Source organism: Lacihabitans lacunae (assembly GCF_042649125.1).
GTDB classification, from domain to species: Bacteria; Bacteroidota; Bacteroidia; order Cytophagales; family Spirosomataceae; genus Leadbetterella; species Leadbetterella lacunae.
Map to the genome: position 1 here is coordinate 2,428,188 of NZ_JBHRYQ010000001.1, position 22,695 is coordinate 2,450,882.

Genomic DNA, 22,695 nt, shown 5'->3' on the forward strand with positions numbered 1-22,695 from the left:
ACAGATAATAGCAATTAATAAAAGATGAATTTAAAATATTTAATTAATTCTACCATAAAACCTTATTTACACTGAACGATAAAATTTTACAATATGAAACGATTGGGTTTTCGGGTTGAGTATCTGTCCACCGACAAGAATGCTGAAGCGAGAACCAAAGCCTTGCAAACCACTGAACCCCACCTGTTTTATATTGTATGTTGCCAGATTGGCTTTATTCTGTCATCATCTCTTTTACTTTTTCTTCTAATACTTTTTTATCTGGTAAATACAGTTGGTATTTGGAAACAAAGATATTATTTGAAATACCTCCAATTGCATATTCTACCAATATGTCATTTTTATCAGCCCCAAGAACAATCCCTATCGGTGAATTATCACCTTCAGTATTTTCTTCAGCTTTAAAATAATTCAAATACATATTCATTTGTCCAATATCCTGATGTTTTACGTGCTTAGTTTTAAGGTCTATCAGAACAAAACACTTTAAAATCCTATGATAAAACACTAAATCTACATAATAATGGTCATTGTCGAGGGTTATGCGATATTGTCTACCTACAAAGGAAAATCCTTTACCTAACTCAAGTAAAAAAGTTTGCAAATTATCAATAATTCTCTGTTCTAATCTGCTTTCTGTCATTCGGTGTTCTTCAGGAATTTGTAGGAACTCAAGCACGTATGGGTCTTTTATAATATCTTTCGGCTCTATAATAATTTGTCCCCTTTCGGCCAATTTCAGAACTCCTTCTTTGTCTTTGCTTAATGCCAATCTTTCAAAAAGTGATGAATTAATCTGTCTTCTAAGCTCTCGAACACTCCAATTCTCATTTATTGCTTGTTTCTCATAAAATCCTCTTGGATTGTCATCCGATACCGCTAATAATTCAGCGTAATGAGTCCATGTCAATTTTCCAGTCACTGACTGGAAAATTTGATATTTGAGATAAAACTGTCTCATCAGATAAATATTACTTTTGCTAAATCCCTTACCAAATCTAGCTTTAAGGTCTTTCGCTAAATTTGTCAATAAAGCACTGCCATACTCAGCTTTTTCGTTTCCATGCTGTTCATACTCTACAATATATTTACCAATCTCCCAATTCGCTTTAAGCAACTCATTATTTACGGCTTGAATTGCTCTTAATCGAGCACTTTCAATTGTGGTTCCAATTGTATCAACGAGTTTTTGATAAATCGCTTGTTTTTGTAATTGCTTATCCATGTTTTAAAAATACAAAATCAAATCAAGAATGCTAAATTGTTTGTAATATGTCTCTAAGCTTTGCTGGCAACATTAATTAGATATCCCAACTCCCACCCAAACCATCATCCATATCGCTTAAGTAAGCCGTAAGTTTTCATGCAGCAAAAGTTTTTTTAAATGGATTTTGGCTGCTTGGATCTTTTAAATTATAGGTAAATCTAAACAAAGGTTTCATTATTCACAAATGCCTTTATTTAAAGGTGAAATGTAGGAAAAAGTACTCAAATTTAGGGCTTGAATCCTGATGGAAGTAAATCCTTTTTCTTGAAAGACAAAAAAGAAGAACTGAGCAAATGATTATTTTCGAAATACGAAACCCAACGCATACTTAAAACACAAAAAAGCCGGGCCAATTTCTTGGTCCGGATTAAGGTTTATAGGGATTTGGGTCTAATTGCTTTAAAACTTCAGCTTATACCCTACCACAAAGGTGGTTTGACTTACGGCTGTGGTATTTATGGCTACGTCTTTAAATACGCTCAACTGCAGGGCGTTTTTCTTGTTAATTTTATAGCTCACCCCTGCTTTTGGCCTTATTTGGTTAAAACCTCCACCAATTTGGTAAAACAGATCGGCAGATACAAAAGGTGTAAAATCTGATTTGCTGTCGTATTCTACTTCTATTTTATTTCTAAAATAACTTTTGTCGTACCCAATCTCGCCGTCGTTGTCTTTAAACTGATACTGGAACCTCAGCCTGTCTTCTACTTTGAACTTGCCAAACTTTTTGCCATAAGACACATTGTAGTAGAATCTGTGGCGGTTTTTCCAATCTTTGGTTTCGTCTTTTCTTTTATTTATAAACCTGTAATAGGCAGACACCTCCATGCCTTTTAGCGGCTTGTAGTAAACCCCGAGCTCGCCGAGGTAACTTTGGGTGTACGACACGTTGTCGGGCATTCTGACCTGTGCTCCAATATTAAACCCTAGTTTTTTGGTGATTTTTTTCTCTACTGTGCCTCCCGTCCAAAGGCCTACGTCTGACTGGGCATGGGCAGCCCAACCGGCACAGATAAACAAGATAATTAGACTTATTTTTTTCATTTCTTGGTATAATAAAATATGATGATCTTGGTTGAGTCTTTCAGAAAATCTACCTCCTGAATATTTACACGGTGTATATCTAGGCCTGTTCGTAGTTTGAGGTCTTCTATCAACTCTTCGTTTTTTTCGGGGGTGATGAGGCCAATCTTGTCGTATACTATTTCTTTGGTTTGCTCTTTTTTCATCAGCACGCCACCCTCTAGCAGAGCCGTAAGGGCTAGCATAATGACACACATGATGCCGAGGTCGTCCCAACTGCCCTTGCTAATGGCCGTTATGAGCCCCAAGGCTATGGCAAAAAACAAATACGTCATGTCTTTGGCTGAGATATTTTCGGTACGGTAACGAAGCATCGAAAACACGGCGAATAGCCCAAAAGCCGCCCCCATGCTCATTTCTACTTTGTTAAGTAAATACGTGATGAGAAATATGATGATATTGAACCCAAAAAAAGTAAGAAACAGGTCGGTGCGGCGATAGTGTCTGAAATATATAAATCTTACGAGAATAATTACCGAAATGATGTCTACCAAAAAACGGGACAAAAACTTAATGGAAACCTTATCGAACCATTCGAAGGTATTGGTTTTAGCTAGTAGCTCTTGCAAAAGTATCATATTGACGTATAATTTTGTTTAGGTGTAAAAAATTAGGCTTAAACCGATTTGCCTTTACTTCGTTTTCGGTACTCATAACGCCCAGGCAGTATTTGCTAATGGAGCCAGCACGCAGGTTATATTTTTTAAAAATATCTATAATGGCCGAAGCCCCAAGTCGCTCTTGCTTGACCTCCGCTACCACTACCTGACTGTAGGTTTTTTGTTTTTCTGCTTTCAAAAAAGTCAGGTTGAGATCCAAGGTTAGCCGCTCTTTCGAGCATTTGTTTACCAAGGTCATGCGGTCGTAGTTTACCTTTAGGTTGCCTACGAGTTTGTGAGCCCTCATTGGCGTAGTTTTCTCTAAAAAAGCCGCCTCTTCGGCATTTAGTTTTGGTTCAAAAACATTGGGTTGCTTTATCCTGGTTTTGAGGGTTCTGCCTTTGTTGTTTTTAAATTTTATTTCAAAAAAAGACAGATTAGACCCCACATAGTTTCTAAAACGCACCTTGTATCGGCTACCTCTGCCACGCTGATGCGTGTGGTAGAGGTCCAAACTTTCGGTATCGTAATAGAGTGTTTCGTAAGCACAGAGGCGTTCTTGGTTAATTTCCAGTAGTTTATAATGGGCTTTGGCATCTTCCAAAATTGGTCCTAAGATGTGCAGCGGTATCAGATATTTGACATCCATTCTGTCCATGAGTTTTACGCCGTCCATTTCTTCCAGCGTGATTTTATCGAACTCTTGGGCTATCGTTTTTATTTCTTCCAAAAGGGCTTTAGTATTCATATTGGTACATTTTAGTTTGAATCAATACGCCTTTGGCATCAAAGGTCTTTTTTAGCACTTTTTGACCTTTTTTATTAAAACTATACGTCGCCTTAGAAACCAAAACATTGCTGCCGTTATATTCAAGCTCCTCAATCTTTTGTTCGTCTGCATTGTATTTATACACCTCTCTTGAAAGCAATTTGCCGCTTGGGTCAAAGACCGACTTCTCACTTTTTTCGTTTATGGCATTGTACTTATACGTTGCTCGATCTTTGGTTTTTCCGGCCTTGTCAAAACTTATTTCTTCCGATACATTTCCGTTTTTATCAAACTTTTTAAATGAGTCTTTTACTGTAGAGCCATCGCTTTTTACTACAAGTTCGGTAGCCGACTTTATGCCGTTCTTTTTTACTTCTTTTTTTGACTGAGCAAAAACTAGCAAGGGACTAATCAAAAGGAGAAACACTATGATTTTTTTCATGGTATTACTTGTTTAAATAGGTGGTTACGGCTTGGTTTCTTGTTACTATATGTTGCTTTAGCGTAGCGGTAGCAGTAGTGAAGTCGCCGTAGCTGGTCAAGTAACTATATGGAGCCACCTCTTGAGCCACAGCCGCCGATATCAAGTTCACTTGCTTGTCTATGATGCCATTCATGCGGCTCGACTGAAAATAGTTCGTATTGAAATCTTTAACGTAGGCTTTGTATTTGGTTAAATAAGTGGCGTCGTCTGCCAAATATCTGATCAAAGGCCACTTGGTGCTTACCTCGGTCATTTCGAGCGAAACGGCATTGCCTGACTGCCCACCCGTAGCGGTGCCGCTGATCATAGAGAGGTTAAAGTCCCACGGAATCCATGTTACTTTTCCGGTCTTTTTTGGTGTATATAGGTAGTAGTTATGGGCCATGGCACCGTAGGCATCCCAGTTTACGATGGTGTTGTTTATGGCTAAATATTTCAAAAAATGGTCTACGTCAAACGTCTTTTCTAAATTTGCACGCCATGCCACCGGGTCAGAGGTGCGGTTTGTGGCATTTAAGGCCGTTATGGCTGCTTGCACGTCTGAATAGTCTGCTGCAGTTTCGTTGTTTTTCTTTTCAAATGCACTCTGTAAAAACGATACGAAGTCAGACTCAGGCTTGTACATATTGCCGTCTTCTTCGCCAAACTGATCGTTAATCATGGTGTCGTTAATCATTTCGTCCATGGTGTATACACCGCAGTATTTTACGCCATTGCCAAAGTTTATCGAGATTTTGTAAAAGGCAGTTCTAGCTGCCGGAATACCTGCTTCTCTAAACAAATCCGCTACGATTTTATCTTTTATCAGCGTGTTGTCGCCTTGGCCAGGAGCCATAGAAACCTGCTTAAAGCCATAAAACCTCTGATTTTTGATTGCCGGAATTTCATCTTCAAAATGATCAAACTCTAACTTAAATGGCAGCTTGTAAATACCTGCTCCCCACGACTGAGCTAAACTTGAGTTTCCTTTTAGTCTAAACCCAACGTTTTGCCATTCTTTACCACCAAACTTAACAGTTGACTTCACCCAAACGGGTGTACCCGTTATCAGGTCTAAACTAGCACCATTTCCGCCCGGAGCTACGCCACCCATACCACCCGCTTGCCCGCCAGTGCCGGTTGGAGGAGTGCCACCCATGCCACCAGTTGGAGGAGTGCCACCCGTGGCACCACCACCTTGGGCATTGCCCCCCGCAGTTTGACCCGCTTTGGTGCCGAAATCATATCCAGCCTTTGTGACCATATCCGCCTTTATGGTTGCCCACGACTCAGCCGTTAGGGTAATTTCCAATTCATTGACTTTGTCTTGAGGAAAAACCATTTCATAATTGGGTGCGGCATCACTCGAGGTAGCAGGGTCGGCGTCTATTATGCTGCTGTTAAAATCGCACGAAGTGGCCACAAACACGGTGGCAATAGTCAAAAGACTTCTTAGGATATGTTTCATTGATTCATATTGGTAAATGTAAACAGGTATACGACCGATGTTAGGTGGGTGTTGCCTAGCAGTAGCTAAGTGTCTATTATTAGTACTTATGTGTAGATTTTTAATAAAATATGTATCGAATTATGAAAAAAAAGTAGTTTTCTCGGCTTTTTGGGTAAATGTTTGCGTATTAGAAAGAAACGAAACACATTTTTAAATGAAACTGACCAAGGCGTATTCTGTAGTAATTCAAATAGTAGGTTGGCTGCTGTTTTTTTGTGTGCCGCTGTTGGCTATTCCAAATTTTGAAATTTCTGATACACAGAAACTACGCTATCTGATGCCCTCTTTTTTGGTAAACAACCTGTTTTTAGTGTTCGTGTTTTATTTTAATTTCAACTTTTTAGTCCCAAAGTTCATTTTTAAGCACCGCCTCTACGCCTATTTTTTCTATATATCGTTGCTCATTCTGTTTTGTCTTTTGGTAAATCATTTTGTAAAAGAATATTTTTCTCTTGAGCAAGAAATACGAAATGCTCCGCCAAGGGGATTTGATAGAAATCTGGGGCATCCGCCACCACCAAATTCGTTTTTTGGCAAATTATTTGGGCCAATACTTTCCTATTTTTTGATTGTACTGTTTAGTTCGTTGATAGCCTTGCTTTCAGAAAAAATCAAAAGTGATGAAGAGAAAAAGCAAATTCAGCTTGAAAAATCGGCGGCAGAACTGTCGGCTTTAAAGCTGCAAATTAGCCCGCATTTTTTGTTTAATACCCTAAATAATATCCGTTGGCTGGCCCGTAAAAAATCGGACGCAACCGAAGACGCCGTAGTAAAACTCGCCACCCTGCTGCGTTATATTATCTATCAAACTAATGACGAAAAAGTAGCCCTGAGTAAAGAAATAGGGCATTTAAAGGATTTTATTGGGCTACAAAAAATGCGGATTTCGGAAAACACTCAGGTAAATTTTGAGGTAATTGGCGACATAGCAAACAAAACCATAGAGCCGCTTTTGTTTATTCCTTTTGTAGAAAATGCCTTTAAATTTGGCACCAACGAAACCCTGGAATCTCAGATAAGTATTAGAATAGAAATAAGAGGAAATTCTTTGAGTTTTTTGACCGAAAACAATGTCTTTGAAAACAACGGTACAAAAGAAAGCGAAAGCTCAGGCCTCGGTATAACCAATGTAAAACAAAGACTTAACCTACTATACCCAAACGCCCACACACTGACTGTAACAGAAACTGCCGGCATATATAAAACTACACTTAACATAAAACTAAGCGATGGATAAAATAAAGTGTATCGCGATTGACGACGAACCTTTCGCCTTGGAAATTATAACGGACGACATCAGCAAGGTGCCCTACTTAGAGCTTATGGGCAAGTTTGCGAGCCCCGCCGCGGCTAGTGCTTGGGTAAGCAAAGTAGATTTGATCTTTTTGGATATTCAAATGCCCAGCCAGTCGGGCATCAGTTTTTTGAGGGGATTGAAAAATCCGCCGATGGTGATATTTACCACTGCCTACGAACAATACGCCCTAGAAGGTTTTGAGCTAAAAGTGATCGACTATTTGGTAAAACCCATTCCTTTTGAGCGTTTTCTGCAGGCAACCCGACACGCCAAAGACCTGTTTACTTTAAAAACGGAGCGTCCTTTTGTGATAGTATATGCCGAATACAAGCAAGTGAAGATATTTGCGGATGATATTATTTACATAGAAGGCTTAAAAGATTACGTGAAACTGCACCTCAAAAGCCAAGAAAAGCCCGTAATGACTCGCCTAAACATGAAAGGGATATTGGAGAAGCTACCTGAGCCCTATTTTTGTAGAGTTCATAACTCATTCATAGTGGCCTTAGACCAAATACAGTCCTTTCAAAAAAACCAAATAACGCTACAAAATATCCAAATACCGGTTGGCTTACGCTTTTTGGGGGGCTTTATGGAGAAAGTTAGGGGGTGAGATGGGGGATTGTTTTATATCAAAAAGAATTAGTTTTATATATGGATAATGATATCGAACTGCCTTTAAATTTCAAAGCAAAATCTACTCAGGTATAATAAGAGCTTTTGATAATTGGTCTAAAATTTCATTTTTACTTTTAATAGTAAAACCACTATTTTCACCTTTTTCCAAATTTGCCCGAACCCAGTCAATTTCATCTTGTTGTTTCCGAGCTTGCCAAGTCAAGTCATTTACGAGTTTACGCTTACTCGAATATCCTTTTTTCCATTTGAGTTTTCAGCCATTCATCATTTGGCTCTGTTGGCATGCTTTTCGCCCTGAAAATGTAATTCAACACTCCAAAACCCACAAATAATGAGAATTTTGTTACTTTTTTGAAAGTGAAATATTAAAACGTTTAGTTATGAGACTCATTTCACATTAATGGAACCTAATTGGTAAATTACATTTATACTAATGCTTCACTTAATTTCACCTCTTTTTCAAGCCTACCTCTCCATTTCTCTTGATTTGCCATGGTGTCGCATACTTTTTCGTGGAAATATACTTGATACCACGTTCGCTTTTGAAAATCACATACGTTTTTGTAAACCTTTTCAGAATGAATCATCAACTTCATTATAAACTCTTCCTTAGGATCTCGATGATTATTAATCACTTGACTAAGCCTAATTGGCGTGATATTAATATCCTGAGCAAACTTACTTCTTGAAGAATAAATTGTATCTACATATACTTTTAAGAAATCTGAAAAATGATTTTGGTCGTCGTACATAGGCTCCTTTACATACGCTTCCATTTGCAACTTTAGCTGCATTAGTTTTGCCCTGATGATTTGATCTTTAGATAAATTCTTAATTCGCTCTAAGCGGGCTTCTAATAAAGATACCGCTTCTGATTCTTGCTCCTTTTTTGAAATATATCTTAAATCCAAGCCATATTCAATATCTTCAATTAAATCTTTATTTGATTTACTTTTCATGGTCATAGTAATTTATTAAATCTAAAATTTCGGGAACCTCTATACTCAAAGTAACGCCCGTCAATCTCATATTATATTTATCAATGTAGTGTTTTACAATTTGAGTTTTAGGCCTTAGTGACACACAGGCAAATTCCGCATATTCTTTTATCGCAATTTTAGCAGCAAATGCTATTAAATTACCAGCAATTTTGTCGTATTTTTTTTCTTTTCCTCTGTTTTCTTTTGAAACGGTTAAAAGTCTAATATGTACCCTCCATTCCTCCGGAATTTTCTCTAAAGATATTAGGCCTATGATTTTGTTTGTTTCTATAATCTGCATTTTATAAACCTCAAACTCTTGTTCAGCCTTCCAATCAAAGAAAAAACGACTTTTGCTAAGAACTTTATAATCACCATCTGCAATGGGCTTTATTTCAACATAAAGTTTTTTCCCTGAAATGGTTTCAATAACATTCATAAACAAATTTACAAAATAGTTTCCACAAAACGGAAACAATTACATACCAAGTTTACTTTTTCGGGAAACAATTATTTGAATATTCAAATATCAATTTAGCTATTTGCAAATCCTACTCCCACATTTAAAAATGAACTTTATCTTATAAGTCAAAAGTAAGTTACCAAGCAGCAATGTAAGATTCAAATTAACGAATTGGAGCTTATCGCTATTCAGTCCTTTAGATGTTTGACTGGTGTGCTTAAGCCACGTTTTTTTGCTTAACCAAGTCGATAAGATAAACGGGAATCAACCCGAGGATCATGCCAATTAGATAGTTGTAGTCAAGTAGTGATTTTCCATTAAAGTATCTAAAGGTAGACTCTACAATGATCATTACTAAAATGAAAATCGCAAACTGGGATACTTTATAATCTTTTTTAAAAAAGAAGCTAACCAACAGAAAAATCCCAACTGGTCTTAAGGCATTTTCGATTACCTTAAAAAGATTAATATGATTTAAATCGTCTGAATAATTTGGATCCGCGAATTTCCTCATAACTACATTTAGCAAGATGACGATAGCAAATCCGATGAGGTAATAATATCTTTTATTCATAAATCTTTGTGGTTATAATTTACTAGTAATGTTTAATGTTTTTCAGGCAGCTAGTCGTTTTTGTAATTGGATTTTAGCTGCTTGGATCTGTTTTATTTTTTGGTAAATGTATGTAATGTTTTTTTGATTTACAAGTGGTTTTGTTTTAGGATTTAAGGCTTCTCAAAGTACTTTCAATTTTAAGTTTTAGACTGAATTTTACTTCTCTTTTTGTTTGAAAGAAGATGAAGGTTTTTTTTGTTTATTATTAGCTACGTTAGTAAAATTTTGAAGCGGAGTGCGTGTGATTCCATCTCAAGCTACACCGAATTACGACTAGATTACATAATCTCGAAAACCACAAAAACAGCTTTTGAATTTATACAATGTTACCAACCTTAATTTCATTTTGTCTTGAAATTTATCTCAATATATTTTATCAGTTCTGAATTATCAACTCTTATTACACGTCTTAGTCTGTTGTTTTTAAGTTTTATGTCCAGAAATTTGTTTTTGAAACGTTGTCTAGCCGTTACTGATTTTACATCATTCAAAGATATTTCACTCTGTACTGTCCGGAAAAGAGTTAATACAAAAATAAAAAGATGTCCTAATCCAATTATTAAGCCAGTCCAAAGTAAAAACTGGTCACCTGTTTTTAAATACCTTAATACAGAAAATATCCCAAAAATTGTCCACATGCTTGAAGATGTCAGAGTTAGCCACTTTTGCTTCTCGGCATCGTCCACAATAATAATTTTATCACGTGCAAATGTTATCTCTCCTTTTATGAGTTTGAATGTCTGCATTGTATCTAGTTTTATTATGGTTGGTAACGTTTTGCCACTTGGCGAGGTTGCGAACTTCGTTACTGTTTATTTTCTATTAAAGATAAAAATTCTTACGAAACGCAAACGTGATTTTACCACAAAATCCGCAATATTGCCAAATGGCTTGGCTGTTCGAGCAAACGTATTTTATGAAATCCACGTGTCCTCGACTTTAACGATAACCCATTTATTTTTAATTTTCTTAATGTAAACCGTATAACCCAATCCACACTTTCCGCCACATCGATAGCCGACAGCTAAACTTCCAGATTCTTTTTTTGTATCAAATTTTATATGGGAAAAAGACATAACTCCAGCAAACTTATTCTCAGTTTTCCAACCTGTATATTCTAAGTCTTCGCCTCTTGGATGTTCACTTAAGTGTCTAAAAATGAATTTTGAATTATTATATTTACTTAAATTAGTTTCTTCATTAAGCAATCCTTCATCTTCTATTGCGATTATGAGGTTTAATGTATCTTTTTGGAAAGCAGCTCTTTTGATTTCACATTCCAAATCTCTCTGATGTTGACCGACAGAATCCAAGCCAATCCAATTTCCTTTTTTGTCGTAGATTGGTTTGCCTTGTTCTGGAAAACAAGTATAAAGTCTTTGGTCTGTATATGTTGAATCAACAATTGTTATAAATAATTTATCAAAAATCTTTTGTTCGAATTCTTGTTCTGTGATTTTCTTTTCACATCCAAAGAAAACAAAAGTTAATATTATAAATATGGTTTCTGTTATGCGTCTCATAATATACTTGCTAACATTGTCATATATCCAAGCCACCCCAAAACTAGCGTCAATATCGCTTAAGTCTTTAGTGAGTTTTCAGGCAGCTAGTCGTTTTTGTAATTGGATTTTAGCTGCTTGGATTTGTTTTATTTTTTGGTAAATGTATGGAATGGCTTTTTGATTTACAAGTGGTTATGTTTTAGGGTGGAAGGCTTCTCAAACTACCTCCAATTTTAAGTTTTAGACTGAATTATACTTCTCTTTTTGTTTGAAAGACGAAGGAGGTTGGCATATTACTAATCCATGTTTTCATTCATTACAAAAAGTTCGTGAAGTCGTTTTTGCAATATTTTTTTGTCTGGAAGTTGAGTTTTATACTCTGAAACTAGCGTTGGCGACATATTTCTACTCATTGCATATTCAACTACCTCATTATCCTTGTCTTTGCATAGTAAAACTCCAATACTTGGATTTTCATTTTCTTTCTTTACATCTCTGTCTAATGCTTCCAAATAAAAATTTAACTGTCCCAAATGTTCGGGTTTAAATTTCGTTGCTTTAAGTTCAAATGCTACTAAACATTGTAACCCCCTATGGTAAAATAATAAGTCAATATAAAAATCACTATTCCCTACTTCAACTTTATATTCTTCTCCAATAAAAATAAAATCCTTTCCCAATTCTAGTATAAAGCTTTTCATTTGCTTTAATAGGCCTTTTTGCAACTCACCTTCGTTATGGTTTAAATTGAGATTTAAAAAATCAAACACATAACTATCTTTAAATGAATCCATTAAACCAGGATGCTTTTCTCTCACCACTGGTGAGACATTTACCTTATCTAACATGGTTCTTTCAAACAGACTTGCAGAAATCTGTCTTTCAAGTTCTCGTTTACTATATTTTTCTTGTTTGCAAATGTTTAAATAAAACTCACGTTCCTCTTGAGATTTAGCCCTTGCAATAATTACCAAATTATTAGTCCAACTAATTTCTCTCACCAGTGGTGAGAGTTTTGGAAAGTTTATATATGTCTCATAGAATTGCTTCATCCGCCAAAGGTTTTTATCAGAAAAACCCCTCAAATCAGGTTCTTGCTTTGCAATATATTTAGCTAATTCCTCGACAATTGATGTCCCCCATTGATTAGTTTCAATTTGTTTGTGTATATACTCTCCCACATTCCAATAAAGGTTTATTAGTTCGGCATTAACAGCTTTTATTGCGTTTGTTCTAGCATCCTTAATGAGATAAATAATACTCGTAAACCTTTCATCCATATTTAAAAAAAGTTTCAGGCAGCTAAAGGTTTATGTAAATGGATTTTAGCTGCTTGGATCTGTTTTATTTTTTGGTAAATGTATGGAATGGCTTTTTGATTTACAAGTGGTTTTGTTTTTGGGTCGAGGCCTGTATAAACTGTACACGTTAGGAATTGCCACGAATGCACGAATGAAAGCAAAACGTTTTTAAAACCAACTTAAATTTCACTCGATAACCATTTGAGGAATGAATGAAATCATTGTTATTGTCTTAGAAGGTGGTTCAATCCTACGCGGCCCGATTGCTTTCATCGCATGTCCTGCGGACACGACGAAAGCTTAGCTGTTAGCGGCTGGTTTTCTTTTTGTCAAAGGCTTTTCTATGCTTCCAAGGTCAAACATATTTTATTAGAAAATTAGGTTAACGAATAAACTTCCACAAGGTCTGTCTTTTCAAAGTTTGATCTATCAATCTGGTTATTGTTTGTCACTATAGATCCGTTATAAAATATATTTTCGGGATAGTCTACCAAACAAGTTTGTAAACTATCATTTCATTTTGGACAAGCTTTGTTACCGCAAATTGTCTGCAAGTCTGCATTGGCTTGATGCATTAACTCAAGTTCAAGAACAAATATTTCTCCGCATTTTTTACAGCAAAAAGATTTAAAGTCGTATCCGTGTCCTGAACTAATAACAAGTCCAGGAATATTAAAAACTCCATCTATTAAATAATAGTTTGTTTTAAATCTGTATTGTCGTCTTTCCATTTCTTGCTCGATTGCTCTGTGTTTTAAACTTCTGACTAACGTTTTTTTATGCGTTGAATATCAATTGATTATCACTTCGAGGTCTTCGCTTGTCAATCCAAATTTATCAATTTGTTTTTGAATTCTTTTGACCAAGCCTAGCTTTCTTTTTTGATCTAAAAACAAATAGCCTTCGGGGTTTATGTATCTTGTACCTTTTGTTACCATATTCCATACTATTACCGCCAATTTTCGTGCAGTAGCACTAATTGCTGATACTCTTCCTTTTTTAAAGTTTATTCTCTGAAAAAAATCTCTTAAAGGAGTTGAGTCTTTTAAATTCCCAATTGCATTCGCAGCGTTCCTTAAGGCTATTTTTAGTCGATTACTTCCTTTTGGAACCTTACTTGATATTATTTTACCACCAGTTTTCTTATTATTGGGAGCTAACCTTAACCAACTTGCAAACTGTTTGGCTGTTTGGAATTTCTTTATACCTTCTAAGCCAACTTCACTTATTAAATGCAGGATTGTTCCATGCGAAAAACCTTCAATTTCCATGAGGTCAACGCCTTCAAAATATTGGTAGCCTACTATGTTTAAATCTATGTTTTTGGGAGTATTTTTATTGATCCTTTTATGTGATTTTTTGTCAATATAATGTTGCCTTTTATTATCGTCTTGATCAATAATCTTATTCAGCATTTTCTCTATTTCTGTATCACAAGCTGTGATTTTTGTTTGAATGATTTTATACATATCAAGTTCTTGCTGAAGAGCAAATAAATAGTCCATTCTACCATTAGTTTCAAGAGCTTTAGCTATTTCAGCTTCTGATTTTCTACAGTTCCCATGTCTAAGCTCTGCTAGTTTTTCAGGTTTTGTTTCGCCTTTGCAAATTGCTTCTATTATTGCCATTCCTGTAAGTCCACATATGTCATTTACTACCACGTCCAGTCTCAAATTAAGAAGTCGCAGGTATTTTTGCATCTTCTTTTGAGTGCTTGCAGCCATGTCAAGTAAGTTGGCTCTGTGTCTGCAATAAGTCCGTAGTTGCTCGGTGGCTTCATCGGGCAGAAAACTACCTGATAAAAGACCAATACTGTGGAGTTTTTGAATCCAAGCACAGTCTTGAATGTCCGTTTTACGGCCTTTAATGTTTTTGGTAAATTTACCATTACACAAAATCACCTGAAAACCGCGATTTATCAAAACTGCATAAAGTGCCTGCCAATAAGTACCCGTGCTTTCCATGGCTACAGTGGTTACTTTGTTTTCGTCAAGCCAATCGGCAATGGACTGAAGGTCTTCATTAAAAACACCAAACTCTTTGATGTCTTTTTCTTTTTGACCTACTGAGACCCAATGAGAGCGGCTACCTATGTCAATTCCTGCGGCATTAGGATTGACAATTTCCATGGATAATGATTCAGTTTTTTGATCCATAAAATTTGAGTTTTAATTTAAAAAATACTCAAAGGGAGTGCTCTTTTGGAATAATAAATATTCTGAACGGGGTTTCGTATTCTGATAGTAACCGGAACAGAACCGCCACTTAAGTTATGACACACACTCCAACCAGGATTGCCCTCGTGCTATTACGCAACAGTTTAAAAATCGGCCTTGCAATGAGTTTTCAAATTTAAGGAATTGTTTCATAAGTGCTTCCACGTTAGCATACTAAGTTAATGGGCGAGGCTTATATGCTGGATTGCCGCTAACGTTTTACAGCTACCCGAAGGTGGCGATTTCGAAACACTTCAATGTCAACCAAGCACAAACTTTGATAGAAGCACAAAGCTTGATTTAACCACTGAATCGTCACTTTTGGGTAGGTGCTGTTAGGCAATGTATTTCTTATTTCACAATTTCTGTCAGCCGTTTTTTATAATTTTCAAAGATAGTTTTTTTGTCCATTTCGGAGTGTCTTTTTGCACCATAAACGATAAAAGGTTCAAGGTTTTCCATTCCACATAGTCCAAAAGTGCCGACAAATAAATGTTTGAAAATGTCGTTGATTGTACAGCGTTTTTCTGGTGTCCAAGCAAAATCAGGTGCACCTGTGGTCATACTTACTAAAATTCTTTTTCCTGCCAAAGCTTGTCCGCCACCATACGCCCAACCCATACTAAAAACTCTGTCAATTTAGCCTTTTAAAAGCCCTGGCATACTATACCACCAAAGCGGAAATTGAAAAATAATCAAATCTGATTCGTTTAATAGTTGGTGTTCTCTTGTAATGTCTGCCGAGTAGGTCTGTCTTTGAGAAGCTGGTTGTTGTTCTACCTGCAAATCAAAAAAATCAACCTTGTAAAGGTTCGTGAAGGCGTCTTCATCTGCCGATGCTTTGAATTTCATTTGATACAAGTCACTAACGGAAACAGACCATCCAAACGCTTCAAGCGTTTGGATAGCTGTATTTCTTAGTTGTCCGTTGTAAGACTGCAAATTAGGATGTGCGAATACAATGTATGCCTTCATTATAAAAATGCTTGTTTGTTATTGGTGAAAAATGTTTCTGCATTAGTGTATTCTCTTCCTGTAATGTTTTTGAAATCGTCAGAATAGCCTGCTGTCCAACCTTGTTTGGTGATATAGTTTAGCTCCATCATGGCATTGACCATCCATTCGGGCATATGGTTAGAAAGCATACTTTGTTTTGCCTTTTCTTCTGGAACATCAATATAAGTTATCTTTCTGCCTAAAATGGTACTTAATGTTTCTGCTAAACCTTCGTTGGTGTACGTCAAGCCACTCAATTCATACGTTTTACCAAAATGTTCATCACTTGTTAAAGCAATAGCTGCCACCTCGCCCAAATCATTGATATCCAACATTGATAACTTTGCATCCCCAACAGGAAGATAAAATCCATTGTATGCTTTGATGGTTTGGCTGTGAAAATTGATGAAGTTTTGCAAAAAACTGTATGGTCTAATGATGGTATAGTTTAAACCTGATGCTTTGATTAAATCTTCGCTTGCACCTGCCCAACGAGCCATTTGAATTTGTCCATTGCTGTCTGCTCCTGATGCGGTACTTCTTATTAGGTGCTTTAATCCGTTCAACTTGGCTGCTTTGATAAGCATTTGCGTTACGGCTTCTGGGTTTTGCATTAAAGGTGTAACCAAAAATACACGGTCTTTGCCTTTTAACGCTTGGTTCAAACTGTCTTGGTCGGTAAAGTTTACAACGATTGGCTTTGCACCCAACTGGCTTACTTTTTCAAAATCTTTTTCTGATTGAACACCCGCAAAGACTTCTACATTTCTATTTTGCAAGTTTTTTAAAACTGCTGTGCCAATATTTCCGGTGGCACCTAATACGACTACTTGTTCCATTGTTTTGTAAATTTTAGTTGTTATTTGATAATGCAAAGATGAGCCAATGGGACGCCTTACTGATAACCAAAAACAATGGGATAATGACCAAAATTACATTTGACTGTTTCTGTACTCTTTTGGGGTGGTAGCTGTTTGCTTTTTGAAAAATCTAATGAAGTGCGTTGGTTCTTCAAAACCAATGGAATAGGCAATTTCTGAAACATCGTCTGTTGAATACTTTAATCTCTTCTTACTTTCTTGAATGATTTTTTCTGAAATTAATTCTTTGGCTGTTTTCCCTAAAATTTCTTTAACTGTTTGATTGAGTGTGTTTGCCGATATATTTAATTCTTTTGCATATTCGCCAACTTGTTTGTGCTTGATGTAACAATTGGTCACCAAATTTTGAAATTGAAACACCAATTCTTGTTTTTTTGATGGTTTGTTATTGGTTCTGCCGATTACTTCCTGCAAACTTTTGTATTTGAACAAAAGAGATAATAAAAATGACTGTAAGATTTGAACTCGGTAAGGATTTGGGGTATAATATTCTTTATGTATTTTTTCAAAGTCAGAAGCCAATTCGGCAGCTTGTTCATTTTCAAGTTTCAAAAAGTTTTGTTCTGAAAGGTTAAAGAATGAAAATTCATTTTTGAAATTTCCACTAAAAAAATTCAAAAAGGCTGTTTTGAAATATACCACAAATCCTGTGGTTTGGATATTGCGTTGCCAAGAAAAAATATGTTCTGGTGAAAGGAAATATAACGTGTTTTCAAGTGTCTTGTTTGATTGTTCGTTGATGTCAGCAACTGCATTTCCTGAAATCATAATTAAAGAAACTTGATAAAAATCTTTTTGATAAGGTGGCATTTTCAACGCGTTGTCCTTAGGCAGTTCATCAAATCGAAAGACAAAAAAGTCGGCAATATCTGTCCGCTTCTCAAAACCTGTGGTTTCAAAAAACTCGTTGATTTCTAAAAAGCGTCTGATGTGCTGTTTCAATGCTTCCAGTGTGTCTGTTAATATATCGCCTAATGGTTAGTATATGAAAAGTGGGCGATTTCGAATCACTAAAGTTTCGGTTAAGCACAAAGTTTGATACGAGTCTAAACCCTTGATTTTAATACTATTTCGCCTATTTTTTATATACATTGTTCTATGCCGTTTTATTATTCCTTCAGTCCTTCTTTTTCCATTAATTCAAGTCCATAATTTCGGATTGTCTCGATTATTGGAATTGCTGTCAACCCTTTCTCTGTTATTGAATACTCAACTTTTGGTGGTACAACCGCATATACTTTTCTGTTTATAAATCCTTCGTTTTCCAATTGCCTTAACTGGCTGGTAAGCATCTTATCCGTAATGTGCGGAATGTCCTTTTTTAATTCGCCAAATCGGAATACTCTCTCCTTTAGACGCCATAGAATTGGCATTTTCCAAGTACCACCAATTCTGTCCATTGCAAACTCGACTGGATTGTAATAAACTTTATTGTTATAGATAAAATCAGGCATAAAGTGTTGATTTATATATTACTTTCTTAAAAGTTAGTACCTCTCAAATGAGTAAGTATATTGTCAAAGGTAAGTAATTTTGTCAAATTTGCAGTCGAAACAAATAATATTTTAAAAATGGTAAAAATAAATTTTCTAATCGCACTATTAAGTCTAATGACTTTCAATTCGTGTCAATCACAATCGTCTAATCAATCAAAAATAAAAGAAGAAATGAAAACGCAAGTAAAAGAAACAAGCAGTTATGTGCATTCGCACGGTATGCCTTTTAGAGGAAAAATATTAATGGTTGCAAGTAGTCCTACTGTGTCAAAGCAAACGGGTTGGCCTATTGGTTTTTGGGCAGCAGAATTGACACACCCTCTACACGTTTTTCAAGAAGCAGGATATGAAGTAGAGTTAGCGTCAACAGAAGGTGGAAAAATTGTAATGGATGGGTATTCTAATCCTACAGATGAAAGCGGTTATTCTGCTCACGATGTTATTTCTTTAGGATATATGCAACAAGAATGGTTCAATCAAATGTTAGATAATACCAAAAAATTAACAGATGTAAATGCTAATGATTACGATGCCATATTTTTGGTTGGCGGTCAAGGTCCAATGTACACATTTAAAGGAAACGAAGATTTACAGAAACTCTTTGCAAACTTCTATGAATCAGGAAAGCCAAGTGCAGCTGTCTGTCATTCAGCTACATTGTTATTGGAAGCTAAAAAATCAAATGGTGAGCTTATTGTAAAAAATAAAACTTGGACAGGCTTTGCAAATGCTGAAGAAGAATACGCAGATAAAGCGGTTGGAATGAAAATACAACCTTACCGAATTGAAGATGAAGCAAATAAATTGTCTAATACAAATTTTAAGGTTGCAGCTCCATTTTCTTCATATGCAATTACTGACGGTAATTTGATTACAGGTCAACAACAAAATTCAGGTGCAGCAGCAGCTAAAATGGTTGTTGAGTTATTAAACAAATAAGAAATCAATAAAAACTGATGGGCAAATTGCAAAATTTGCCCTTTCCCATTTTGCAGAGTTTGGATATGAATGTTAAAATACTTCCGATTATTCTTTTTATTTTTTGGTCATCAAAAGTTTCAGCACAAAGTTTTGAAACTATGTTAGGTACAGAGCGAATTTTTATAGATGCACAGTACTTGAAATTTTTTGATGAAGATAGGAAAATATCACTTTTTAGTAGAGCAAGGGCAACTGCTGAATATGACCATCAAAACACTAATTTATTTACAGGTGCTTATCTGAACTATACAACAAAGAAAGGAGTTGGTGGAACAGTATTGGGTCGTATTTCTACTATTGGTTCTGGCGTAGATGTTGGGATACACTATTTCAAGGCAACAAAAACAGTTATGATTTATGCTTTGCCTTCTATCAATATCAATGATGAACTTTTGTATAGTTGGTTTTCAATTATCAGATATACGCCAACAATAAAAAACGATTGGAAAATGTACACAAGTTTAGAATTATTCTCTGCATTTAGCGAGATTGGTCATTTAAGTAGCGTACAGCGAATACGTCTGGGTATTGATAAGAAAGGCTATCAATTTGGATTGGCAGTTAATTTAAACGAAAGTAGGTTTTCAGATACAGATATAAATCCTGGCGTATTTTTAAGAAAACAGTTTTAAAGGAAAAGTAATTATGAAATTAGCATTTATTGGAATTGGTAATGTGGGTTTTGCATTAGCCAATAATTTACAAAAAAAAGGACGCGACATTGTTATTGCTCATAATGATATAAAGAGTGAAAGTGTTTTAAGTGCACAAAGGAAGAATAGTGATTTTAAGGCTTTACCAATTCAAGAAGCAATAGATATTGCAGACGTCATATTTTTGGCAACACCTTTTAAATATAATGAGGATATTCTTAAACCATTAGATTTTAGAGGTAAAACATTAGTCGATTGCACAAATCCTGTTGGTGCAGGAATTTCTCACGGATTGCAGAGTCAAATTTCTGGTGCAGAAAAAGTCCAAGAATGGGCTTTAAATTCAAATGTTGTAAAGTCGTACACAATTTATGGGTTTGAGAATTTAGAAAATTCAAACTTCTCGAAATATAATGTAAAGCCCGTAATGATGATTGCTGGTAATAATGATGAAAGTAAAAAACAAGTCAGTTTGTTAAATTCAGATTTAGGTTTTCAAACTTTAGATACTGGTAACTTATCACAGTCTCTCCATTTAGAACATATGACTTTACTTTGGGTAAAAATGGTTAGAGCCAATGGTCATCATCCACATTTCACTTGGGCTTATTTGGAACGGTAGGGTTTTTTCAAATGGCATAGAACATTGTCATAAATCCAACTTCCACCCCAAAACTAGCGTCAATATCACATAAGTCTGTAGTGAGTTTTTAGGCAGCTAGACGTTTTTGTAATTGGATTTTAGCTACTTGGATTTGTTTATTCTTTGGTAAATTTATGGAATGGTTTTTTGATTTACAAGTGATTTTGTTTTAGGGTTAAAATGGGCTATTTGTGGCTTATTCGCTGTTTTTTTTAGTGAATGTCTGTAGTGTTTTTTTTATTGCTTTTTTTGGTGTTGCATTGCGTAGTATCGTTTTTAACCGTTACAAACGGCTGTCTATTTTTAGTTCATGGATTTTCCTTTTTCTCCCAAACTAAAAAAAGAGCCGGATGCATGTAAACATCCGGCTCTTTTGGTATAAAATCGTATTATCGACTACGGTTATTCTCCATATTTTATTTTTGCTAACTAACAAAAAATGTGATGCTGCTTTTATTCGGCTTTTACATACTTTCGCCAGTTGTGTTGCTCCTTGAAGCCCAACATCTCTCTGATTTTCAGGTTTGAAAATAGGGCTTCATGCTCGCCCATTTCTCGGGTAAATGGCACACCGGGAAAGAACTTTTCGGCCAAATCTTTGGTAGGCAATATGGCTCCGTTGTGGTCGTTTCCGGCATTGAAAACCTGATACCCTAGGCCGTCTTTTTGGAGACACAAATCTACTATTTGTCCCAAGTCGCGGGCGTCTATGTAGCAAAACGCATTTCGGCGTCTCACCTCCGGGCTCTTAAAATAATGAGGGAAATTAATGGCGTATTCGTGCGGCTCAATCACATTGCCGATTCGGAGGGCATATATATCAAACCCCGAGCGACGCTGAAAACTCCGAGCAGTTTTTTCGTTTACCACTTTAGATAAACCGTAGCTATCCATCGGGTCCACGTCGTAGTCTTCTTCTAGCGGAAGCGACTGTGGGTTGGTTTCGCCATCAGAAAAACAGATGCCGTAGGTGGTCTCTGAAGACGCAATAATGATCTTTTTGATGCCGAGTTTCACGGCTGCTTCTATCACATTGTAAGTACCGATGGTGTTGACCCTAAACGTCTCATTGTCAGGCTTGATTAAGATACGGGGCACCGCCGCAAAGTGCACCACGGCGTCAAACTTAGGTACGCCACTGCAGGCCTCCAGTTCGTCTAGTCCAGCATAGGAGCTCATGGCATTAAACATTTGGCCTGAGTCGGTGATATCGGCTATCAGGTTGTCTACCCCTGGGTGGTTTAGCGGTGTCAGGTCTACATTCATGACCCTGTGCCCCTGCTCCAACAAATATGGGATCACGTGTTTTCCTGCTTTTCCTGAGCCTCCCGTAAAAAATATTCTCATAATGCGTATCGGTTTTAAGGTTTTATTATGGGTTCTTCGTTATTTTAGTATTGCTAAAAAACTACTTGCCTCCACAAAAATACACGAATTGGGCTTTTGGCCTTTGGAATTTGTATTATTTTATTGTCTTTTTGCCTTCCACGGTTATCTCGGAGCCTTCTGCTAGCATCACCGAGTTGGGTTTCATGGTATTTAAAAACTCAAAGTTTGCACCGTACACCAGCCCAAAGTCTACGTCTATCGTGGTATCTTTCACCTTATATTGTCGCCATTTGGGGTGCGTCACTTCATATTCGTTGCTTACGGTTTCGCTCACTTTGGCGTAGCCCCAATAGTGTTCGGTGATAAACTCGGTTTCGCTGTTTGGCTCTATTTCAGAAGAGGCCAATTCTGCCACAACTTTAAAAGACTGCCACTGTTTATTCTTTTTCCAAAAATAGCCCACCGTTCTTTCGGTTTCAGTTTCTTGCCATTGGTGCCGCATAGGTAGCGTTTGGTAGTGCTCTTTGTAGACCGCATTTGCAATAATAGTCAAAGCCGGTTTCGGAACTATTTCTTTGATAAAAACCACGCCGCGTTTCCAGGTGCCGTGCTCCAGTCTTTTGACATAAAACCTCAGGTTAACCTCCTCAAAATCGGTATGAAAAGGAATTTTGATGCCTAACAACTTGGTATTGACAAACATAAAACCAATCAAGCTCACGAAGCATTTGCCTCCCCACAAATCGAGCTCAGTGCCGGCCGGAATGTAAGGGGTAAGCACTTCTGGTTGTATCGCATAGTTAGCAATTGCCAATTTTCGCCATTCGGCGTTTAAAAAACTCATTCTATTTTTTTGATTTTAATATACTGTTAAACGGTTAATTTTTATTTTTAAAGAAAACATAGCTTAAACCTACAATTAAAGCCATTTTTTAACCATTTTGAAAAACACCCCCTTTCATTAACTGGGTCGCCTGCCAGCGGGGCCTCCATTTTTTTTCGAAAAAA

24 protein-coding genes and 1 pseudogene are annotated in these 22,695 nt (G+C 36.4%); 5 read left to right on the forward strand and 20 right to left on the reverse strand.

Going from position 1 to position 22,695, the window contains the following annotated elements; translation table 11 throughout:
- Positions 1-214 precede the first annotated feature (214 nt).
- The 6 genes from ACFOOI_RS10585 to ACFOOI_RS10610 all read right to left on the reverse strand — a co-directional run bounded on the left by ACFOOI_RS10585 (position 215) and on the right by ACFOOI_RS10610 (position 5,649).
- Positions 215-1,225, reverse strand: coding sequence for a PDDEXK nuclease domain-containing protein (locus ACFOOI_RS10585; protein WP_379837809.1), 1,011 nt, complete (start codon positions 1,223-1,225; stop codon positions 215-217).
- A gap of 441 nt (positions 1,226-1,666) precedes the next feature.
- Positions 1,667-2,311: a DUF2490 domain-containing protein gene (locus ACFOOI_RS10590; protein ID WP_379837811.1), complete on the reverse strand. Its 645-nt coding sequence runs from the start codon at positions 2,309-2,311 to the stop codon at positions 1,667-1,669.
- Complete coding sequence (locus tag ACFOOI_RS10595; RefSeq protein ID WP_379837813.1) at positions 2,308-2,928, reverse strand: DUF4956 domain-containing protein; 621 nt, start codon at positions 2,926-2,928, stop codon at positions 2,308-2,310. The genes ACFOOI_RS10590 and ACFOOI_RS10595 overlap by 4 nt, the downstream gene beginning before the upstream one ends.
- The gene (locus tag ACFOOI_RS10600; RefSeq protein WP_379837815.1) at positions 2,900-3,697 is read right to left on the reverse strand and encodes a polyphosphate polymerase domain-containing protein; all 798 of its coding nucleotides are present in this window, start codon (positions 3,695-3,697) and stop codon (positions 2,900-2,902) included. The genes ACFOOI_RS10595 and ACFOOI_RS10600 overlap by 29 nt, the downstream gene beginning before the upstream one ends.
- Positions 3,687-4,160, reverse strand: a complete 474-nt coding sequence (locus ACFOOI_RS10605) for a hypothetical protein (protein WP_379837817.1) — start codon at positions 4,158-4,160, stop codon at positions 3,687-3,689. Before ACFOOI_RS10605 ends, ACFOOI_RS10600 begins: the two co-directional genes overlap by 11 nt.
- Positions 4,161-4,164: 4 nt before the next feature.
- Entirely contained in the window at positions 4,165-5,649 is a 1,485-nt protein-coding gene (locus tag ACFOOI_RS10610; RefSeq protein ID WP_379837819.1) for a CotH kinase family protein, read from the reverse strand.
- A gap of 196 nt (positions 5,650-5,845) precedes the next feature.
- Between ACFOOI_RS10610 and ACFOOI_RS10615 the strand changes: the two genes are divergently transcribed.
- The gene (locus tag ACFOOI_RS10615) at positions 5,846-6,928 is read left to right on the forward strand and encodes a sensor histidine kinase (RefSeq protein WP_379837821.1); all 1,083 of its coding nucleotides are present in this window, start codon (positions 5,846-5,848) and stop codon (positions 6,926-6,928) included.
- Positions 6,921-7,601: a LytR/AlgR family response regulator transcription factor gene (locus ACFOOI_RS10620; RefSeq protein WP_379837823.1), complete on the forward strand. Its 681-nt coding sequence runs from the start codon at positions 6,921-6,923 to the stop codon at positions 7,599-7,601. The genes ACFOOI_RS10615 and ACFOOI_RS10620 overlap by 8 nt, the downstream gene beginning before the upstream one ends.
- 451 nt (positions 7,602-8,052) lie before the next feature.
- Here ACFOOI_RS10620 and ACFOOI_RS10625 read toward each other — a convergent pair whose 3' ends face one another.
- The 12 genes and pseudogenes from ACFOOI_RS10625 to ACFOOI_RS10680 form a co-directional block, all read right to left on the reverse strand.
- Positions 8,053-8,592: a hypothetical protein gene (locus ACFOOI_RS10625; RefSeq protein WP_379837825.1), complete on the reverse strand. Its 540-nt coding sequence runs from the start codon at positions 8,590-8,592 to the stop codon at positions 8,053-8,055.
- Entirely contained in the window at positions 8,576-9,046 is a 471-nt protein-coding gene (locus ACFOOI_RS10630; protein ID WP_379837827.1) for an N-acetyltransferase, read from the reverse strand. Before ACFOOI_RS10630 ends, ACFOOI_RS10625 begins: the two co-directional genes overlap by 17 nt.
- Before the next feature lie 241 nt (positions 9,047-9,287).
- Positions 9,288-9,644, reverse strand: coding sequence for a hypothetical protein (locus tag ACFOOI_RS10635; RefSeq protein WP_379837829.1), 357 nt, complete (start codon positions 9,642-9,644; stop codon positions 9,288-9,290).
- 383 nt (positions 9,645-10,027) lie between these two features.
- Entirely contained in the window at positions 10,028-10,432 is a 405-nt protein-coding gene (locus tag ACFOOI_RS10640; RefSeq protein WP_379837831.1) for a hypothetical protein, read from the reverse strand.
- Between the two features lie 168 nt (positions 10,433-10,600).
- A complete protein-coding gene (locus ACFOOI_RS10645; protein WP_379837833.1) occupies positions 10,601-11,209 on the reverse strand; it encodes a hypothetical protein in 609 nt (202 codons plus the stop codon).
- Between the two features lie 278 nt (positions 11,210-11,487).
- A complete protein-coding gene (locus ACFOOI_RS10650) occupies positions 11,488-12,471 on the reverse strand; it encodes a PDDEXK nuclease domain-containing protein (protein ID WP_379837835.1) in 984 nt (327 codons plus the stop codon).
- 536 nt (positions 12,472-13,007) lie between these two features.
- Positions 13,008-13,223: a hypothetical protein gene (locus ACFOOI_RS10655; protein ID WP_379837837.1), complete on the reverse strand. Its 216-nt coding sequence runs from the start codon at positions 13,221-13,223 to the stop codon at positions 13,008-13,010.
- 60 nt (positions 13,224-13,283) lie between these two features.
- Positions 13,284-14,648, reverse strand: a complete 1,365-nt coding sequence (locus ACFOOI_RS10660; RefSeq protein WP_379834224.1) for an IS110 family transposase — start codon at positions 14,646-14,648, stop codon at positions 13,284-13,286.
- 411 nt (positions 14,649-15,059) lie between these two features.
- Positions 15,060-15,683 (reverse strand): annotated as a pseudogene (locus ACFOOI_RS10665) (NAD(P)H-dependent oxidoreductase).
- Positions 15,683-16,543, reverse strand: coding sequence for an NmrA family NAD(P)-binding protein (locus ACFOOI_RS10670; RefSeq protein ID WP_379837839.1), 861 nt, complete (start codon positions 16,541-16,543; stop codon positions 15,683-15,685). The pseudogene ACFOOI_RS10665 and the gene ACFOOI_RS10670 overlap by 1 nt, the downstream one beginning before the upstream one ends.
- Before the next feature lie 93 nt (positions 16,544-16,636).
- Complete coding sequence (locus ACFOOI_RS10675) at positions 16,637-17,527, reverse strand: helix-turn-helix domain-containing protein (RefSeq protein WP_379837841.1); 891 nt, start codon at positions 17,525-17,527, stop codon at positions 16,637-16,639.
- A 167-nt stretch (positions 17,528-17,694) separates the two neighbouring features.
- On the reverse strand, positions 17,695-18,039 hold the full coding sequence (locus tag ACFOOI_RS10680) for a winged helix-turn-helix transcriptional regulator (protein WP_379837843.1): 345 nt from the start codon (positions 18,037-18,039) through the stop codon (positions 17,695-17,697).
- Between the two features lie 213 nt (positions 18,040-18,252).
- Here ACFOOI_RS10680 and ACFOOI_RS10685 point away from each other — a divergent pair, with 213 nt between their 5' ends.
- From ACFOOI_RS10685 to ACFOOI_RS10695, 3 genes are read left to right on the forward strand one after another with little or no spacing between them, the layout of a single operon-like run.
- Complete coding sequence (locus tag ACFOOI_RS10685) at positions 18,253-19,020, forward strand: type 1 glutamine amidotransferase domain-containing protein (RefSeq protein ID WP_379837845.1); 768 nt, start codon at positions 18,253-18,255, stop codon at positions 19,018-19,020.
- A 17-nt stretch (positions 19,021-19,037) separates the two neighbouring features.
- On the forward strand, positions 19,038-19,694 hold the full coding sequence (locus ACFOOI_RS10690) for a hypothetical protein (RefSeq protein WP_379837847.1): 657 nt from the start codon (positions 19,038-19,040) through the stop codon (positions 19,692-19,694).
- A 13-nt stretch (positions 19,695-19,707) separates the two neighbouring features.
- Positions 19,708-20,337, forward strand: a complete 630-nt coding sequence (locus ACFOOI_RS10695; protein ID WP_379837849.1) for an NADPH-dependent F420 reductase — start codon at positions 19,708-19,710, stop codon at positions 20,335-20,337.
- Positions 20,338-20,811: 474 nt separating this feature from the next.
- On the opposite strand, the gene ACFOOI_RS10700 is transcribed toward ACFOOI_RS10695, so the two are convergent.
- Together ACFOOI_RS10700 and ACFOOI_RS10705 are read right to left on the reverse strand one after the other, a co-directional pair.
- Entirely contained in the window at positions 20,812-21,705 is an 894-nt protein-coding gene (locus ACFOOI_RS10700) for an NAD-dependent epimerase/dehydratase family protein (RefSeq protein ID WP_379837851.1), read from the reverse strand.
- A 115-nt stretch (positions 21,706-21,820) separates the two neighbouring features.
- Positions 21,821-22,531: a YqjF family protein gene (locus ACFOOI_RS10705; protein ID WP_379837853.1), complete on the reverse strand. Its 711-nt coding sequence runs from the start codon at positions 22,529-22,531 to the stop codon at positions 21,821-21,823.
- Positions 22,532-22,695 lie beyond the last annotated feature (164 nt).

What these genes read in the sequence shown, in the direction of transcription:
- ACFOOI_RS10610 (WP_379837819.1), bottom strand. Translation starts at nt 5,649, where the DNA reads ATGAAACATATCCTAAGAAGTCTTTTGACTATTGCCACCGTGTTTGTG.
- ACFOOI_RS10620 (WP_379837823.1), top strand. Translation starts at nt 6,921, where the DNA reads ATGGATAAAATAAAGTGTATCGCGATTGACGACGAACCTTTCGCCTTG.
- ACFOOI_RS10635 (WP_379837829.1), bottom strand. Translation starts at nt 9,644, where the DNA reads ATGAATAAAAGATATTATTACCTCATCGGATTTGCTATCGTCATCTTG.
- ACFOOI_RS10625 (WP_379837825.1), bottom strand. Translation starts at nt 8,592, where the DNA reads ATGACCATGAAAAGTAAATCAAATAAAGATTTAATTGAAGATATTGAA.
- ACFOOI_RS10680 (WP_379837843.1), bottom strand. Translation starts at nt 18,039, where the DNA reads ATGCCTGATTTTATCTATAACAATAAAGTTTATTACAATCCAGTCGAG.
- ACFOOI_RS10590 (WP_379837811.1), bottom strand. Translation starts at nt 2,311, where the DNA reads ATGAAAAAAATAAGTCTAATTATCTTGTTTATCTGTGCCGGTTGGGCT.
- ACFOOI_RS10605 (WP_379837817.1), bottom strand. Translation starts at nt 4,160, where the DNA reads ATGAAAAAAATCATAGTGTTTCTCCTTTTGATTAGTCCCTTGCTAGTT.
- ACFOOI_RS10660 (WP_379834224.1), bottom strand. Translation starts at nt 14,648, where the DNA reads ATGGATCAAAAAACTGAATCATTATCCATGGAAATTGTCAATCCTAAT.
- ACFOOI_RS10585 (WP_379837809.1), bottom strand. Translation starts at nt 1,225, where the DNA reads ATGGATAAGCAATTACAAAAACAAGCGATTTATCAAAAACTCGTTGAT.
- ACFOOI_RS10630 (WP_379837827.1), bottom strand. Translation starts at nt 9,046, where the DNA reads ATGAATGTTATTGAAACCATTTCAGGGAAAAAACTTTATGTTGAAATA.
- ACFOOI_RS10695 (WP_379837849.1), top strand. Translation starts at nt 19,708, where the DNA reads ATGAAATTAGCATTTATTGGAATTGGTAATGTGGGTTTTGCATTAGCC.
- ACFOOI_RS10640 (WP_379837831.1), bottom strand. Translation starts at nt 10,432, where the DNA reads ATGCAGACATTCAAACTCATAAAAGGAGAGATAACATTTGCACGTGAT.
- ACFOOI_RS10685 (WP_379837845.1), top strand. Translation starts at nt 18,253, where the DNA reads ATGAAAACGCAAGTAAAAGAAACAAGCAGTTATGTGCATTCGCACGGT.
- ACFOOI_RS10690 (WP_379837847.1), top strand. Translation starts at nt 19,038, where the DNA reads ATGGGCAAATTGCAAAATTTGCCCTTTCCCATTTTGCAGAGTTTGGAT.
- ACFOOI_RS10600 (WP_379837815.1), bottom strand. Translation starts at nt 3,697, where the DNA reads ATGAATACTAAAGCCCTTTTGGAAGAAATAAAAACGATAGCCCAAGAG.
- ACFOOI_RS10615 (WP_379837821.1), top strand. Translation starts at nt 5,846, where the DNA reads ATGAAACTGACCAAGGCGTATTCTGTAGTAATTCAAATAGTAGGTTGG.
- ACFOOI_RS10650 (WP_379837835.1), bottom strand. Translation starts at nt 12,471, where the DNA reads ATGGATGAAAGGTTTACGAGTATTATTTATCTCATTAAGGATGCTAGA.
- ACFOOI_RS10705 (WP_379837853.1), bottom strand. Translation starts at nt 22,531, where the DNA reads ATGAGTTTTTTAAACGCCGAATGGCGAAAATTGGCAATTGCTAACTAT.
- ACFOOI_RS10670 (WP_379837839.1), bottom strand. Translation starts at nt 16,543, where the DNA reads ATGGAACAAGTAGTCGTATTAGGTGCCACCGGAAATATTGGCACAGCA.
- ACFOOI_RS10595 (WP_379837813.1), bottom strand. Translation starts at nt 2,928, where the DNA reads ATGATACTTTTGCAAGAGCTACTAGCTAAAACCAATACCTTCGAATGG.
- ACFOOI_RS10700 (WP_379837851.1), bottom strand. Translation starts at nt 21,705, where the DNA reads ATGAGAATATTTTTTACGGGAGGCTCAGGAAAAGCAGGAAAACACGTG.
- ACFOOI_RS10655 (WP_379837837.1), bottom strand. Translation starts at nt 13,223, where the DNA reads ATGGAAAGACGACAATACAGATTTAAAACAAACTATTATTTAATAGAT.
- ACFOOI_RS10645 (WP_379837833.1), bottom strand. Translation starts at nt 11,209, where the DNA reads ATGAGACGCATAACAGAAACCATATTTATAATATTAACTTTTGTTTTC.